General features: G+C 39.4%; 15 protein-coding genes and 1 pseudogene. 13 read left to right on the top strand and 3 right to left on the bottom strand.

The genetic code is table 11. From position 1 onward, the window contains the following. The first annotated feature begins 42 nt into the window (after nucleotides 1-42). The 12 genes from mutS (at nucleotide 43) to glnA (ending at nucleotide 15111) form a co-directional block, all read left to right on the top strand. A complete protein-coding gene (gene mutS, locus ACFSTH_RS03775; RefSeq protein WP_377771444.1) occupies nucleotides 43-2670 on the top strand; it encodes a DNA mismatch repair protein MutS in 2628 nt (875 codons plus the stop codon). A gap of 56 nt (nucleotides 2671-2726) precedes the next feature. Then, nucleotides 2727-4727, top strand: a complete 2001-nt coding sequence (gene mutL / locus ACFSTH_RS03770) for a DNA mismatch repair endonuclease MutL (RefSeq protein ID WP_377771442.1) — start codon at nucleotides 2727-2729, stop codon at nucleotides 4725-4727. Beyond that, nucleotides 4724-5509 (top strand): class I SAM-dependent methyltransferase, encoded by a 786-nt coding sequence (locus tag ACFSTH_RS03765; protein WP_377771440.1) that lies wholly within the window; start codon nucleotides 4724-4726, stop codon nucleotides 5507-5509. The genes mutL and ACFSTH_RS03765 overlap by 4 nt, the downstream gene beginning before the upstream one ends. Then, nucleotides 5493-6488, top strand: a complete 996-nt coding sequence (gene miaA, locus ACFSTH_RS03760) for a tRNA (adenosine(37)-N6)-dimethylallyltransferase MiaA (RefSeq protein ID WP_377771438.1) — start codon at nucleotides 5493-5495, stop codon at nucleotides 6486-6488. The genes ACFSTH_RS03765 and miaA overlap by 17 nt, the downstream gene beginning before the upstream one ends. Nucleotides 6489-6526: 38 nt before the next feature. Further along, nucleotides 6527-6769 (top strand): RNA chaperone Hfq, encoded by a 243-nt coding sequence (gene hfq / locus ACFSTH_RS03755; RefSeq protein WP_377771436.1) that lies wholly within the window; start codon nucleotides 6527-6529, stop codon nucleotides 6767-6769. A 193-nt stretch (nucleotides 6770-6962) separates the two neighbouring features. Further along, entirely contained in the window at nucleotides 6963-9509 is a 2547-nt protein-coding gene (locus tag ACFSTH_RS03750; RefSeq protein ID WP_377771434.1) for a PBP1A family penicillin-binding protein, read from the top strand. Between the two features lie 119 nt (nucleotides 9510-9628). Beyond that, on the top strand, nucleotides 9629-10174 hold the full coding sequence (locus tag ACFSTH_RS03745) for a DUF402 domain-containing protein (RefSeq protein WP_377771433.1): 546 nt from the start codon (nucleotides 9629-9631) through the stop codon (nucleotides 10172-10174). Nucleotides 10175-10341: 167 nt separating this feature from the next. Continuing rightward, complete coding sequence (locus ACFSTH_RS03740; protein WP_377771431.1) at nucleotides 10342-10866, top strand: YdcF family protein; 525 nt, start codon at nucleotides 10342-10344, stop codon at nucleotides 10864-10866. Between the two features lie 85 nt (nucleotides 10867-10951). Beyond that, nucleotides 10952-11929 carry an AAA family ATPase gene (locus tag ACFSTH_RS03735; RefSeq protein WP_377771429.1) on the top strand — a complete coding sequence of 326 codons (978 nt, stop codon included), beginning with the start codon at nucleotides 10952-10954 and terminating at the stop codon, nucleotides 11927-11929. A gap of 13 nt (nucleotides 11930-11942) precedes the next feature. Further along, nucleotides 11943-13208, top strand: a complete 1266-nt coding sequence (locus tag ACFSTH_RS03730; RefSeq protein ID WP_377771427.1) for a methionine gamma-lyase family protein — start codon at nucleotides 11943-11945, stop codon at nucleotides 13206-13208. A 110-nt stretch (nucleotides 13209-13318) separates the two neighbouring features. Continuing rightward, nucleotides 13319-13747, top strand: coding sequence for a MerR family transcriptional regulator (locus ACFSTH_RS03725; protein WP_377771425.1), 429 nt, complete (start codon nucleotides 13319-13321; stop codon nucleotides 13745-13747). 35 nt (nucleotides 13748-13782) lie between these two features. After that, on the top strand, nucleotides 13783-15111 hold the full coding sequence (glnA, locus tag ACFSTH_RS03720) for a type I glutamate--ammonia ligase (RefSeq protein WP_377771423.1): 1329 nt from the start codon (nucleotides 13783-13785) through the stop codon (nucleotides 15109-15111). A 78-nt stretch (nucleotides 15112-15189) separates the two neighbouring features. Here glnA and ACFSTH_RS03715 read toward each other — a convergent pair whose 3' ends face one another. Together ACFSTH_RS03715 and ACFSTH_RS03710 are read right to left on the bottom strand one after the other, a co-directional pair. After that, nucleotides 15190-16017 (bottom strand): site-specific integrase, encoded by an 828-nt coding sequence (locus ACFSTH_RS03715; protein WP_377771421.1) that lies wholly within the window; start codon nucleotides 16015-16017, stop codon nucleotides 15190-15192. Then, entirely contained in the window at nucleotides 16001-16192 is a 192-nt protein-coding gene (locus ACFSTH_RS03710; RefSeq protein WP_377771419.1) for a tyrosine-type recombinase/integrase, read from the bottom strand. The genes ACFSTH_RS03715 and ACFSTH_RS03710 overlap by 17 nt, the downstream gene beginning before the upstream one ends. 403 nt (nucleotides 16193-16595) lie before the next feature. Between ACFSTH_RS03710 and ACFSTH_RS03705 the strand changes: the two are divergent. After that, nucleotides 16596-16997, top strand: a pseudogene (locus tag ACFSTH_RS03705) (DnaB-like helicase C-terminal domain-containing protein); the annotation flags it as partial. Here the strand turns inward: ACFSTH_RS03705 and ACFSTH_RS03700 are convergent. Then, nucleotides 16988-17108: IS3 family transposase (locus tag ACFSTH_RS03700; protein ID WP_377793604.1), on the bottom strand; the 121-nt coding region annotated here is incomplete at its 5' end. The pseudogene ACFSTH_RS03705 and the gene ACFSTH_RS03700 overlap by 10 nt on opposite strands.

Raw genomic sequence — 17108 nt, 5'->3', positions numbered from 1 at the left:
TTATAATATCTATTTTTTTAGCCGTTAGGCAGGGGGATTGACATGTCAGGTTATACTCCAATGATTCAGCAGTATTTTGAGATCAAAGAAGAAGCGAAAGATGCTTTCTTGTTTTTTAGATTAGGTGATTTTTATGAGATGTTTTTTGATGATGCTATATTAGCTTCTCGAGAGTTAGAAATAACGTTAACAGGACGTGGAGGCGGCGGTACAGAGAAAATTCCAATGTGTGGTGTGCCGTATCATTCCGCAGAAAATTATATTAATCGTTTAGTGGAAAAAGGATATAAAGTAGCTATTTGTGAACAAGTGGAAGATCCAGCGAGTGCCAAAGGAATTGTAAAACGAGAGATTGTCCGAGTTGTTACACCAGGAACCGTCATGGAAACGAAAGCATTACCTAGTAATGAAAACAATTTTATTGTCGCTGTAGTTCAGGCGGAGGAATCTCTAGCTTTAGCAGCTTGCGATTTATCAACTGGTGAGTTATATGTTACTCATATGTCGCAGCAATGGAATGTTCTGATAGATGAAGTGCAATTGTATGAACCTGCGGAAATTATCGGTGATGCAGGCATACTTGATACATTAAAAGAGCGATTAAATATTACGGTTCCGATGACGCCATATGAAGTGTTGGAACAATCTGTCGCCATGCAATTAGTACAAAAACAATTAAAAGAAGATGAAATTACTTTATTATCCGCACCACGATTGTCCGTCATTCAATTGATGATTACTTATTTGGAAGAAACGCAAAAACGGTCATTAGCACATGTGCAAAACATACGAGAGTATGAGACGGATCAGTATATGGTATTGGATCATTACACTAGACGAAATCTAGAGTTAATAGAAACAGTACGTGATCGCAGTAAAAAAGGGTCCTTGCTATGGTTGCTAGATGCTACACAGACCGCTATGGGAGCCCGAATGCTTCGCCGTTTTATTGATAAACCACTAATCGATCAAGCGAATATCGAAACGCGGCTAGATGTCGTGGAAGGATTGTACAAAAACTTGATCTTGCGGGAGGATTTGCGTAGTGAATTAGCTCCCATTTATGATTTGGAAAGATTAGTAGGCAGAGTAGCATATGGAAGTGCGAACGGAAGGGATTTGAATGCATTACGGTTGTCGTTACGTAAAATACCGATATTGCAGCAGCTATGTCAATCATCCCAAATACCAGCATTAATTAAAATCGTTGATGGCATGGATACTTGTCAAGATATTGCTGATCACATCGAGCAAGTGCTTGTGGAAGACGCGCCTATTTCAATTCGAGAAGGTGGGCTAATTAATGCTGGTTGGGATGATTATTTGGATCAATTGCGTGAAGCGAGTGTGAATGGAAAGAAATGGCTAGCTGAATTAGAAGCTCGAGAAAGAGAAGCAACAGGAATTAAGTCATTAAAGATTGGATTTAATAGAATATTTGGTTATTACTTAGAAATTTCAAAATCGAATTTGGCGGTGCTGCCTGAAGGAAGATACGAGCGCAAACAAACGTTAGCCAATGCGGAACGATTTGTAACGCCGGAGTTAAAAGAAAAAGAAAAGCTTATTTTAGAAGCAGAAGATAAAATGGTTGATATTGAATACGAGCAATTTGTTCAACTTCGCAATAATATAGCTGGGCATCTTAAACGACTACAACAAGCAGCTACTATTATCGCTGAGCTAGATGTGTATCAGTCATTAGCTACTGTTAGTGCGGCTCGTAGATATGTGCGACCACAAATTTCGGACCACTATGATTTGACGATTGGAGACGGACGTCATCCAGTCGTAGAAGCGATGCTTGAGCAAACTTCTTTTATAACCAATGACACGAATTTAGAAGAAGCGAGTTCTTCTATTTTGTTAATTACTGGTCCCAATATGGCAGGAAAAAGTACGTATATGCGGCAAGTTGCTCTCATTTGTATTATGGCACAAATCGGTTGTTTTGTACCAGCTCAGCATGCTACTGTCCCTTTGATCGACCGTATATTTACTCGGATTGGAGCGGCGGATGATCTAATTGGTGGTCAAAGTACATTTATGGTCGAAATGAAAGATATTCAATTAATGACCGAAAAAGCGACCAAGAAAAGTCTTGTCATTATTGATGAATTAGGTAGAGGAACATCAACAGACGAAGGTATGGCGATTGCTCAAGCTGTTATCGAATATATTCATCATCATGTCGGTTGTAAAGCACTAGTATCTACTCACTTTCACGAACTCTCTCATTTGGAGCAGACATTACCAACTTTGGTCAACAGCCGTATGGCGGTAGAGGAACGAGATGGTCAGATTACTTTTTTACGTAAGTTAGTAGAGGGTGCTGCTGATAGTAGCTATGGTATTTATTGTGCAGAACTGGCTGGATTACCACGTTCCATTATTGGACGAGCTTACGAGCTGTTAACAGTCGTTGAGCAAGAATTACCACGTGCAGTACAAGCGAAACAGGTGAAGTTAGAACAACTCGACTTATTTTTTGACGAACAAGTGGCAGTAACTGCTGAACGTGTAGAAATAATACCATCCAAAGTAGCTGCTATAGCAGACAACAAAACGGAACAAAAATTAGTGACAGAATTAAAGAAAATAGATTTGATGAATATGACGCCGATGCAAGCAATGCAATGGATTCATGATATGAAGAACAAATTGAAGTAAAACAAATAATTTGGGAAGGCTTTTGAAAGATTGGTTAAGAAAGTAGGTTTTTGAAAATGGACACTAATGACCGTAAAATTAACGTTCTCGCAGAACAATTAGCAAACCAAATTGCAGCTGGTGAAGTGGTGGAACGCCCGGCTTCCATAGTCAAGGAATTAGTCGAAAACGCCATCGATGCTGGTAGTACTACGATAGATATTACTGTTGAAGAAGGCGGGCTTACTTCGATTACTGTCATAGATAATGGGAGCGGGATTCATGAGGCAGATATTCCACAAGCATTTTTGCGTCACGCGACAAGCAAAATTACGACTAGTAGCGATTTATTTCGCATTGCCAGTTTAGGTTTTCGAGGGGAAGCATTACCGAGTATTGCTGCTGTGTCCCGAATAGAATTGGTATCATCTGACAACAACGACGGTATTGGAACTGTTATTGCTGTTGAAGGTGGTCATATCACTCGTGTTGAGCGTTGTAACGCGCCACTAGGTACCAGAATTGTCGTAAAGGACATCTTTTATAACACTCCTGCTCGATTGAAATATATGAAAAGTGTTCAGACAGAAATAGGGCATATTGCAGATTATATTAATCGAATTGCGCTTGCTCATCCGGCTATATCTATTTCGTTAAAGCATAATGGAAATGCGATTTTACAAACGATTGGTTCTGGAGACAGATTGCAAGTGATTGCTGCTGTTTATGGGCGGAATACGGCAAAAGCGATGCAAGAGATTAGTGCGGAAGATGCTGATTATACGATTCGTGGATTTGTTTCTCGCCCGGAATTAAATCGTAGTAATCGTAATGGGATTACTGTTATTGTCAATGGACGATATATCCGTTCATTCGCTATTAATCAAGTACTAGTTACTGCTTATCATACCTTCTTGCCGATTCATCGTTTTCCGCTGGCGGTTATTGAATTGGAGATGCACCCTACATTACTTGATGTGAACGTTCATCCATCGAAAATGGAAGTTCGTTTTAGTAAAGAGCAAGAGTTGAAGCAATTGCTAGAAAAAACAGTACGAGCGGCGTTGCAATCAGAGCGATATATTCCTGCGGGTGCAGACAGCGTAAAGCAAAAACAAGCGAAACCTGCATATGTGCAAGATGCGATTACATTTCATTTGAACGATGGAATAGCAGTGACCAAAGAATCAGTGCAGCAACCATATACGTCTCAGAGTAATAGTTTTAGTAATAGTGATAGTACAAGTGACAGCATGAGTAATAGTCTAAGTAATAGAAATAGTGATAGTAAGAAGCAATCGGCGTATACACATTATCCATCACAGCCGGAGCATAGTGTGAAAATACCAACTGATGCTACGGATCGACTGTACAAACCTGGTAAAATAAATGAATCTGATCAGTCTACACCAGTCCAGTCGGAAACGGTGCAAGCAGAACCTAATATAACGGACTCCACCGATGCTATACCATCTCATCATTCTACTGTAACCTTTCCAGAGCTGCATTGGATTGGACAACATCATGGAACATATATCGTTGCGCAAGCGGAAGACGGACTATATTTGATCGATCAACATGCTGCTCACGAACGAATTAATTATGAATATTTTATTGAGAAATTTACCAAATCGTCACAAGCAAGTCAAACAATGTTGTTGCCTACAACGCTAGAATATGCACCACAAGAAGCAAAGCAAATTAGAGATTATTTACCTTTGTTGGAACAAGCGGGAGTACAATTGGAACCATTCGGTGGACAAACCTTTCTTGTACGAGCGCACCCAGAATGGATGCCGGTAGGGGAAGAAGCCGCGCTGATTGAAGAAATGACTGATTGGCTATTAACGGAGCGCAAAGCTGTCCCTATTGACAAATTACGTGAAAAAGCTGCCATTATGTGTGCTTGTAAAGCTTCTATTAAAGCGAACGACCGATTGACGAGGGAAGAAGGAGATATGTTGCTGCGCAGACTGGCTAGTTGTGAGCAGCCCTATACGTGTCCACACGGTCGCCCAATCATTGTCCATTTTTCTATATATGAGTTACAAAAAATGTTTAAGCGGGTGATGTCTTGATCGTAACAACTTCACCTAAGCCGAGCGAGAAAGTGTTGCATCAGTCTCTTCGTCTGGCGCAACAACTATCTGCTAGCTGGCAAGAGCGAGCCAAACTTTCTGTTCATCGTTTATTGCAGCGAAGTGAAGATGGGGTTGTCGTCGTCACGGAAAGAGAAGTACGCTTTTATTCATCCGAATTGGAGTCTCCGTATTTTTTTCATCCTAGTATGGCACTAGTACGGCTGAAACGCATGTTGCAAGGTCAGGTGGATACATTGATGGACTATGCTCGCTGCACTTCTGGCGATATTGTCGTTGATTGTACCGCAGGGCTATGTAGTGATGCTATTGTTTTTTCACATGCGGTAGGGACGGCAGGGCGGGTTATTGCTGTTGAAAGTGAACCGATAGTGTATACTTTAGCCAAAGAAGGGCTACAAGATTATAAGACAGGCTTAGTGGAAGCAGACCAAGCAATGCGTAGAATTGAATTAATGCAATCCGATTATTATCGTTTTTTGCAAAAGCTGGATACAAAAAGTGTTGATATTGTTTATTTTGATCCGATGTTTACGGTTCCTGTGCAGCAATCCAATTCAATTGAGCCACTACGTTTTTTAGCTAACGATCATCCGCTTTTATTGGATGCAGTAACCCAGGCGAAACGAGTGGCACGAAAAACGGTTGTCATGAAAGAACACGTTAGCAGTGATCAGTTTGGTTTGCTTGGCTTTAACAAGCGATTAATAAATAGAACGAAAATTGCTTACGGAGTGATTGAGATTGATACGAGCAAGTAAATGGAATTATTCGGAAGTAAACAGCGGTGTGCGTAAGCAGCCGTTGTTAGTATTATTAGGACCAACGGCAGTCGGAAAAACAAAATTAAGTATTGAACTAGCTAAAGTGTGGAATGCTGAAATAATATCTGGTGATTCTATGCAAGTTTACCGAGGAATGGACATTGGGACAGCAAAAATAAATGCAACAGAGATGGAAAATATTCCTCATCATCTGATTGATATATGCGATCCACAGGTTGCATATTCAGCAGCAGAATTTCAAGCGGATGCGAAACAACTGATTCAAGAGATAAGCGATCGGTCGCAGCTCCCCTTTATCGTTGGCGGTACGGGCCTTTATATTGAATCGTTGTTATATGAATATCGATTTGCTTCGATTGGAGAAGATGAACAATTTCGTGTTATGCAAGAAAATTACGCTGCAACAAATGGCAATACAGCACTTCATGCAAAACTGGCAATAATTGACGAAGAAGCCGCCGAAAGATTGCACCCTAATGATACTAGACGTGTTATTCGGGCGTTAGAAGTATACCATTTGACAGGACAAACCTTTTCGGAGCAGCAGAAAAATCAATTGAAACAATCTCCATATGAATTATGTATTATCGGGCTTAGTGTAAATCGAGCGCTATTATATGAGCGGATCGAACAAAGAATCGATCAGATGATGGAAGAAGGATTGTTAGAAGAGGTAAAAGCACTATTAGCTCTCGATCCTCCACCTCATAACGTACCGTTGCAGGCACTTGGGTATAAAGAAATGGCGATGCACCTTAGAGGTGAATTAACGTTAGAAGAAGCTGTACAATTGTTAAAAAGAGACACAAGGCGATTCGCAAAACGTCAATTGTCATGGTTTCGACATATGTCTGAAATACAATGGATAGATATGGAACAAAACTTTAACAACAATTTGCAGGCAATTCATGGTATAATAGCAGGAAAGTTCGATTATTATCGGGAATATAAGTAAAGTAGAAACTATTAATTATTAGACGGGGGTAACGTTCAATGAACAAATCAGTCAATATTCAAGATACATTTTTGAACCAACTGCGTAAAGAAGGCATACCAGTAACCGTATTTTTAATGAACGGCTTCCAAATACGTGGTGTTATTAAAGCATTTGATAATTATATTATTATTATTGATAGTGAAGGTCGTCAACAAATGATTTACAAGCATGCGGTTTCTACATTTACGCCACAACGTAATGTATCATTAATGCAGACAGAAAATACCAATAATGATTAACTAAAATAGTTTTTTGAAACATTATGATAGACTCGTTCGTTTAATTAGATAGCGGCAAGCAAGAGCAACCGCTCGGCAGGTTGCTCTTTTCGCTTTTCATCGGTATATTTTAATGGTGGTGGGTGAATGACAGCTTGCGGTTAAATCATATAAAGAGAGTGCTAATAAAGCATCGCAGAGAGGGGAGTCAGTGATGGCTGAACAACCAAAACGAACATCCAATAGCGAACAAAATCGATCAAGAAAATCAACAAAAAAGAAAAGAAAGAAAAAAATGACAGGTATGACCTGGTTTTATATTTTTTTCTTTTCGTTAGTAATTGCCATCGTCTGCGCAATTGTTGGATACTTAATGATCATTATGAATGGAGAAAGAATTCTTTCGGAACATGGCAATAAGCTTAACTTTGGGCAAACATCAATTATTTATGATATAAATGATAATGAAATTGCCAAATTATACGATGTTAATGAAAATAGAGAAATTGTAGAATATGCCGATATTCCCGAGAAGTTAAAAGAAGCTGTTATAGCTACGGAAGATCAGCGTTTTCTAGAACATTCAGGGTTGGATTTTTGGGCTATTGGACGAGCAGTAGTGAAAGATATTGTTGCTAGAGAAGCTGTAGAAGGGGCAAGTACTATTACGCAGCAGCTAGCGAAAAACGTATTTTTATCTTCCGAAAAGACATTGTTACGAAAAGCGACTGAAGCATCTATTTCCGTAGCATTAGAGCAAAAATTAACGAAAGAAGAAATATTGACGATGTACTTAAATCGTATTTTCTTCGGACATCGGATGCACGGGATTAAAAATGCCGCTGATTTTTATTTTGACAAAGATTTGGATGAATTAGAATTATGGGAGATGGCAACACTTGCCGCTATTCCGAAAGCACCTAATCGTTTTAACCCACTAAAGCATCCGATAGATTCTAAAGCAAGGCGAGCTGTCGTGCTTAAGTTGATGTACGATCAAGGTTATATTACAGAACAAGAGATGAATGAAGCAAAAGAAGTAGAATATGTACCACCAGCCAACATTGAGAAGAAATCGACAGAAAAACATTCTGCTTTTGTTGACATTGTCATTGATGAAGCGATTGAAATGACGAAAATGACGGAAGAAGAACTACGTATGGGTGGCTATCGCATCTATACTACGTTGAATCCAACTGCGCAACAAGTAGTAGAAAAAGAATTCAATAACGATAGTAACTTTGATTCCAGTGTAGATGAACAGAAATCACAAGCAGCTATGGTTATTATCGATCATCGAACTGGTGAAATTCAAGCTGTATCTGGCGGAAGAGATTATGTGAAAAAAGGGTTCAATCGGATATATGCGAAACGACAACCAGGATCTGCATTTAAACCTATTAGTGTATTTGGACCAGCGTTAGAAACGGGAAAATATACCCCGAATACGACACTGAAAATTGATCGCACTTGTTTTGACAATTATTGTCCACGTGATCGATGGGGAGCAGTTTCTGTTTCGATGTCGCAGGCGATGAAAGATTCACGAAACTTGGCTGCTGTATGGTTGTTAAATGAAATCGGAGCTAAACAAGGAATGAATTTTTCAGCGAAGCTTGGTATGGAATTGCCAAAAGAAGATCGTAACTTATCGCTAGCACTAGGTGGACTAACAGTGGGGGTATCTCCACTACAAATGGCAACAGCCTATAGTATTATTGCTAATGATGGAAAAACGGTTGATCCGCATACGATTCGTAAAATTGAAGGACCAAATAAGTATGAGAAAGAATATAAGGCGCCAAAACAAGAGCAACTTATCTCTTCACAAACTGCTAGTTACTTAACAGATATGATGTTAAAAGTAGTCGAAAAAGGCGGAACTGGCGTAAAAGCTGCCATCGATCGACCAGTGGCGGGCAAAACAGGAACAACGCAGCATGGTATTGCAGGCTACAAAGGAAATGGGATTCGAGATGCATGGTTTGTTGGCTATACGCCAGAATGGACAGCTGCCATTTGGATGGGCTACGATACCCCTGACAAAGATCACTTGTTGCAAAGCAATAGTTCCCAAGCAGCGGCATTGTTTGCAAAAGTGATGGGACCTGCAATGAAAAATGTGAAAAAATCAAGCTTCAAAAAAGTAGAACAGGTGGTTGAAGCTACGCCACCACCGGTACAAGTTTCTAACTTCAAACTTGATTTTATTGCCGAACAAATGACAGTCGTATTAAACTGGGATGCGGTAAAAGAAGAAGGAGTAACATACTTCGTTTATCGGAAACAAAATAACGAACAAAACTACAGTTTGTATGGTGAAACGGCTGGTACTGAATTATGGGATACTTCGGTGATGGGCGGTAATCAGTATAGTTATTACGTAACGGTATATAATCCAAATACAGATGTAGAGAGTACTCGTTCTAATGTATTAACTGTAGATGTCACCGAAGATGAATGGACCGAAACAGATGTACCAATGGAAACTGATCCGTTGGAGCCTTATCCAACCGATTTCCCTACTGAATTGCCAGAGGAAACGATATCTCCTACTAATCCACCAGATGGTGGTGAAACAGGAGAGCTGCCTGCTACAGAACCACCAGTAACGGAGCTGCCGACAGATCCTCCGGTTACAGAGGCGCCACCTTCGGAACTACCTGAGCCTACTCCTGATGAGTCAGGAATAGGTCAGCCCGCACAAACTTCTATGCCAGTAGATATTGGTAATAATATGTTAAACGATGCAGTGCAATAGCATGTTCCATAACTAAACGATAAAAGCCCGGTTAGCAACTGCTTCCGGGCTTTCTTATAGCGATTTTCGGAAAATTATGGTATTCTACCAACAACAAGATGGATTGGAAGGTACGCTATATGAAAAGAAAATTTTCTGATCGAGCAAACTGGCGTAGAATTATTAATAGAACCTTTCGTTGTGAAGCTTATCGTGATAAGCATATTCGAGGACTCGTTACTGTTTATTATATACATGAAATGCGCGATCCTTTATGGCGGAAGTATGAAGATAGAAAACTTTGTCTAGCAGATCAAAATTATGTTTGGTTACAACATTATCCCAAAGATGCTCATTATGTAGTGACGACTATGTTTGATGAGTGTGGATCAGTGGTACAATGGTATATTGATATTTGTAAAAAACAAGGCATTACGGAGCAGCAAGTACCTTGGTTCGAAGATTTATATTTAGATATCGTTATATTTCCTGATAACAAGTTCGTTTTGCTAGATGAAGACGAATTATTAGCAGCGTTAGAGCAAGGGAAAGTGACTGAAAAAGATGCAGATTTAGCATCAAGGACAGTGAAACAATTGCTTCGTGATATAAAACATAATCGTTTTCCTTACTTTGATTTATCAAGAAAGCATTATAAACAATTTGTTATAGACATGAAGAGGTGATGTAGGTGTCGCATGCAAGACAGAAAAAAAAGAAACGGTCTAAACGAACAAAACGCTCCACATTTAAAAAAATGGTAGTGACCGTTATTACATGCTGTAGCTTGTTTTTACTTTGGTGTATATTTGCATTAGTTTTTATTAATACAATTCCAAAGGAATCCAGAAATATGGAAATGATTTCAAAAGCCGACACTGCTATTATTTTAGGAGCAGCATTATGGCGAGATAAGCCTAGCCCTGCTCTACAAGAGCGATTGGATGGCGTGCTTGCTTTGTATAAAGCTGGTCTTGTGAAAACTATGATTCTATCAGGTGGTTATGGTGGGCTTGCCTCAACAATTAGTGAAGCAGAAGGGATGCAGCAATATTTAATAGAGCGTGGTGTCCCCAAGGAAAATCTGTTTTTGGATGATCAAGCCGTCAATACGTTTCAAAATTTGAAATATAGTAAAACGATAATGGCAGAGAATAAACTGAATTCCGCTATTATTATATCGCATGATTTTCATTTGGCTCGAGCTTTGGATATAGCAAACTATTTAGAATATGAGCAAGTAGCAGGTTATGCTGTTAAGTCGAAAGTGCTTCACCCCGTATATCATCAAGCACGAGAAATAGTTTCTGTTACGAAATGGAAGCTAGAATGGTTACTATTAAAAGTAGGATTACTATCTCCTCATGCAATTAAGTAAATCTGTTAATAAGCTGCAACAAGCTAGAATACACTTGTAGTGCGCTTGCCGCTAGCCTTTTGTGAAAAGGAATGGTGATCGACAGATGAATAAAAATAGTGCGAGAGGAGCGAGTCATATTACGAATCGTCCTTCTCGGCAAATTAACATTGTGTTAAGTAATCAAGAGACCTATCAAAACAGTAGCTCCGCAACGGTGTTAGAGGAACAGGAAACGGATAAAGTAATAGCTAAACCATTGCCAGATGCAGATCATTATGCTGTAATAGAGAAGGAATTGGAGCAAATGATCGGGATGGATAATGTGAAATCACTCGTGTATGAAATTTATGCGCTACTATACATTAGTAAAGTACGAGCTGAAGCTGGTCTTACGAGTGGTTCTCAAGTTTATCATATGATCTTTAAAGGTAATCCTGGTACGGGAAAAACAACGATTGCTCGGATTATTGCCAAATTGTTTCAAAAGATGGGTGTTTTGAGTAAAGGTCACTTAATTGAAGTAGAACGCGCTGATTTGGTAGGAGAATACATTGGGCATACGGCACAAAAAACACGAGATTTAGTGAAAAAAGCGATGGGCGGCGTGCTTTTCGTTGATGAAGCTTATAGTTTAGCTCGTGGTGGAGAAAAAGATTTTGGAAAAGAAGCTATTGATACATTAGTAAAAGCGATGGAAGATCATCGAAGTCAATTTATTTTAATATTAGCCGGTTATCCAGCGGAGATCGAAGACTTTTTGCAAACTAATCCAGGTTTACCTTCCCGTTTTCCAATACAAATACAATTTCCAGACTATTCGATCGATCAACTTATGCAGATAGGCGAACTTATGTTGCAAGAACGGGAGTATGTATTACTGCCAGCTACTTTGTTTAAACTAAGGGAACAATTGCTGCAAGCAAAAATGAGTGATATATTTTCCTTTAGTAATGCACGATATGTTCGTAATATATTGGAAAAAGCGATTCGTCACCAAGCGGTGAGATTGCTGCAAACATATGCTAATTCAGTACCTAGCAAGCAAGAATTGATGTCGATCAGGCCTGAGGATTTACGATGAAAGGGTAGTAATAATGAATAACGATTTGATGCAACATTTATTGCAATTAGCGGAAGAAGTAGAACAACAAGTAGCTCCCGCATTCGCTAGAACAGAATCTATTGCACAACAAAATGAGTGGAAAATAACGCGCTCATTTCAAGCACATCAAGTGAGTGATTATCATTTTGCAGGTTCAACAGGCTATGGCTATAATGATCGTGGTAGAGAAGTGTTGGATCTTATCTATGCCGATATAATGGGTGCTGAAGCAGCTATAGTTAGACCACATTTTGTATCTGGCACACATACGATAAGTTGTGCATTATTTGGTATTTTACGACCAAATGATGAACTATTGTACATTACAGGACGACCATACGATACGTTACATAAAGTCATTGGCGAAAAAAATGATGGTATCGGATCATTACAAGATTGGGGAATCGATTATAATCACATTGATTTACTTCCAAACGATGAATTGGACTGGGATTCGATAGTAACTGCTATAACAGATAAAACGAAAGTGATTGGCATTCAACGTTCTCGAGGATATGATTGGCGATCTTCTTTTACAGTAGAACAGATTAAGCAAATGATTTATCGTGTCAAACAAATTCGTACTGATTTAATTGTTTTTGTTGATAATTGCTACGGAGAATTTACGGAGTTGTTGGAGCCAACAGCAGTTGGAGCTGACATAATGGCTGGATCTTTAATTAAAAATCCAGGTGGTGGCTTAGCAGAAACAGGAGGTTACATCGCCGGCAAGCAGTGGGCAGTAGATGCAGCTGCACAGCGTCTTACTGCTCCGGGGATAGGTGGTGAAGTTGGAGCTATGCTTGGCACGATGAGATTGATGTATCAAGGTTTGTTTATGGCTCCACACATCGTTTCGCAAGCGATAAAAGGAAGTATTCTCGCTGCTGGTGTGCTGCAACGTTTAGGGTTTGTTACGAAGCCGGAGTGGAATGCGCAACGAACGGATTTAATTCAAGCGGTGCAGTTCGATACTGCTGAACAACTTATTGCTTTTGTACAAGGAGTACAGAAAGCAGCCGCTGTAGATAGCTATGTACTGCCAGTGCCAGCAGAAATGCCGGGATATGAGAGTGAAGTTATTATGGCTGCCGGTACATTTATCCAAGGAGGAAGTTTAGAGTTGTCATGCGATGCTCCGATTAGAGAGCCGTATATTGCGTATTTGCAGGGTGGATTAACCTATGCTCATGCGAAGTATGGCATCCTACAAGCGCTTCAGTTATTGGTGGAAAAACAGTTAGTGAAATTGGATTAAACAGAGTGTATTACCATTAATTATATGAACAGAAAAGGGTGTCGTACTTGACACCCTTTTTTTTGCTGGATAAACTTAATGAAAAGGGTTGTTAGGAAGGTTGATGTGCGATGACAGATGATGACCAGCGCCGTAATATGGCTTTGTTCTCTATGGGGATTGTTATGAAGCTAACCGATCTTACTGCCAGACAAATACGTTACTATGAACAACAAGGTTTAGTAAATCCTGCCCGAACAGTAGGCAATCAACGAACTTTTTCGTTTAACGATGTTGAACGATTATTAGAAATTAAAAAATGGATTGAAAAAGGGATAAATATTGCTGGTATTAAACAAATGATAAATCCTACTGCACATACAGCCGAGCAGCAAAGTGACGAAGCGATTGCGTTGATTTCGCTATCAGAGACGACTCTGCCAGAAAAATTATCGCGTAAACAAATGCACCAGCTTTTAAAACAAGAATTATTAGAACAGCGACATGGTAGTAAAGCTTCCATGATTCAAGGACAATTATCTCGTTTTTTCAAAAAATAATAAAATTACTATTCGATGTTGCGGAGGGACCACTTGTGGCTTATACAAAAGAAGATATTAAAAGAATAGCTATTGAACAAGATGTTCGGTTTATTCGATTGCAGTTTACTGATTTACTCGGCGCAATCAAAAACGTAGAGATTCCTATCAGTCAGCTGGACAAAGCGTTAGATAACAAAATGATGTTCGATGGATCTTCTATTGAAGGTTACGTGCGAATTGAAGAATCCGATATGTACTTGTATCCTGATTTGGATAGTTGGGTCATATTTCCATGGGTAACGGAAAATCGGATCGCTCGTTTAATATGTGATGTATATATGCCGGATGGTACGCCATTTTCTGGTGATCCTCGAGGAATTTTGAAACGCGTATTAAGAGAAGCGGAAAAGATGGGCTTTACAGCGATGAATGTTGGACCAGAACCTGAATTCTTTCTATTTAAAACAGATGAACGGGGCGAACCAACGATAGAATTAAACGATCAAGGGGGCTACTTTGATCTAGCGCCGATGGATATGGGAGAAAATTGCCGACGAGATATCGTTATTGCGTTGGAGGAAATGGGCTTTGAAGTAGAAGCGTCCCATCATGAAGTTGCACCTGGACAGCATGAAATTGATTTTAAATATGCAGATGCGATTCGAGCAGCCGATCAAATTCAAACATTTAAGCTAGTTGTCAAAACGGTAGCTAGATTGCATGGTTTACACGCATCTTTTATGCCTAAACCACTGTTCGGAGTTAATGGTTCAGGGATGCACTGTCATATATCATTGTTTAAAGAGGACGAAAACACATTTTATGATGAATCGGACGAGCTTGGATTGAGTCAAGTCGCTAGATATGCGATGGCGGGTATGATGAAACATGCACGTGCCATGGCAGCTATTACTAATCCAACAGTTAATTCCTATAAGCGCTTAGTTCCTGGCTATGAAGCTCCATGTTATGTAGCATGGTCGATGAGTAACCGATCACCTATGATAAGGATTCCAGCATCTCGAGGACTATCGACAAGGGTAGAGCTGCGAAATCCAGACCCAACCGCAAATCCATATTTAACGTTGGCTGTTATTTTGCAAGCGATACTAGACGGTATTAAGCAACAATTACCGCTTCAATCGTCAACGGATGGCAATATTTATCGGATGAATGAAGAGGAGCGAGCAGAAGGCGGCATAGTTAGCTTGCCAGCTGATTTAAAAGAAGCGCTGGATGAACTTTCAAATAGTGAAGTAATAGCTGAAGCACTAGGCGATCATGCGTTTTCTCACTTCTATGAGTTAAAGGCGATTGAATGGGACATGTATCGCACACAAGTTCATCAATGGGAGAGAGACCAGTATTTGTCGCAGTACTAAGTGGATGAAAGCTTGTAGTGGTGCGGGTTTTGGGGGATTATGGTGGGGGACGTTTTGAAGGGAAAATCTTAAATAAAGTTAGGCGTCCCCCGAACGTCCCCCAACTTTATTTTTTTCTAGATTAAATATTTGGGCAGTATGGGATGCATACTTTGTAATGTTATTTTGCTGTAGCTTTTTTGTTATGTGCGCGTATACGTCGGATGTAATTTGAATACTTCCGTGTCCTAATTGTTCTTGGATAAATTTCATGTCTGCATCAGCTTCTAACATAAGTACAGCATAAGTATGTCTGAGAGAATGGATCGTTAAATCTTGACTTAAGTCAGCTCGTTTCAAGATTCTTTTAAATGAATTCCAAAGAGATGATTTAGGCATTGGATTACCATCAACTCGGCACAGTACAAGATTAAGATCGTGCCGATATTTTGACTCTCCAAGCGTTATTTTATTTTGATTTTGCCAAGTGAGATGATACTTAAGATCATTGATTATACTTGTACTAATTGCTATAGTTCGGCTGGAATTTTTAGTTTTCGTTTTTCCAAATAACTCATCTTCATGATCTGGCTGAAAATTTGACGTTTCATCAATTGTAATAAGTCGATCCTTGAAGTTAATATCGGACCATTTTAAAGCTGCAGCTTCACCTTTGCGCAAGCCTGTTTCGATAAGTAATTTAAAGAAGATCCAATACGTATATCCATCTGCTCGAGCTTCTTGAAGAAAATGTGTAATTTTATCTGATTCTATAAAAGTACATTCTTTATTATTTGTTACTATCTGGATTTTAGAGCCTTTACAAGGATTACGTTTGATCTTGCCATGAAGTAACGCTAATTCCAGCGCTTCGTCTACAGTCGCATGAATGATTTGGATAGTTCTCTTGCTAAGATCCTTTTTCACTAAGTGGTTTAAAAATTAGTTTCTTGAAGTAGGGCTTAATGTGATTTTTTAGGTTGTTTTCATGGATTTTTATTGTGTTTTTCCTGACACTATCTTTTTTGTACTCTTCAATCCAATTTCTAATATAATCTACCAGTGGTAAATCTGTTTTTTCATAACCTTGTTTCAGCTTCATAAGTGCTTCTGCTGCTGCCAGTTCTGCTTCTGCTTTCGTACGAAAACCTCGCTCTGATCTTTCCTGGACTTCTTTCGTAAATGGATCGGTAACGCCAACCTGAAGCTAGTTTTTTGTAGTTTGCCATATCATTACCCTCCTAATAGTAGTATCTATGTTACCGATCAAGTGATCGGAATTTTAATTATAGGAATATATGTTCTGTTTTTAATTGAAAAGAAAAGCCCATTGGGCTGCCGGTATTCTCTATGCTTGCAGTGTATCAAACGAAAAAGAATATACATGATTCTGATGGTCAAGCATTAGGACTTCACGGGTGGGTTAAATCAATAGTAAGGTCAATTGCCACCTTCTTTGGAGTTCTCCAGACTAAGATCTCTCGCGATTCGTGAACATTAAACAATCGGTGGCTATATTTAGCCTATAGATGTCTGCAGGTCAGCTAGTACAGCGTATGCTGTGTGCTGAAGGACAGATTGACGCAACACGAATGCGTACAGGTCGTTTTGAAGGTGATGATTGGGAGCGGATGTCTACTGCAGTTGGGCTGCTATCAAACGCAAATATTCACATCGATGACACACCAGGAATTACGGTAAATCAAATACGTGCCAAATGTCGTAAGTTAAAAAAAGAAAAAGAGCTAGGGATGATCGTAATCGATTATCTGCAGCTCATACAAGGCAGTGGGCGACGCAGAGTGAACAGGCAAGAAGAAGTTTCGCAGATCAGCCGAACACTGAAACAAATAGCTAGGGAACTAGAAGTACCGGTTATTGGTATGGCAACACTAAATCAAACAATTTTTTTAGGGGCTTGTAATCGATACTGTACAGGTGTTAGATAGTCCAATGTTCCATGAATACGATGATTATTAAACCAATGGACATAGTCGGATAATTCTATTTGTAATTGC

It is taken from the genome of Paenibacillus yanchengensis, assembly GCF_042684845.1.
GTDB classification, from domain to species: Bacteria; Bacillota; Bacilli; order Paenibacillales; family Paenibacillaceae; genus Pristimantibacillus; species Pristimantibacillus yanchengensis.
The sequence above is the reverse complement of the archived record's forward strand: the minus strand, read 5'-3'. Positions and strand labels throughout refer to the sequence as shown.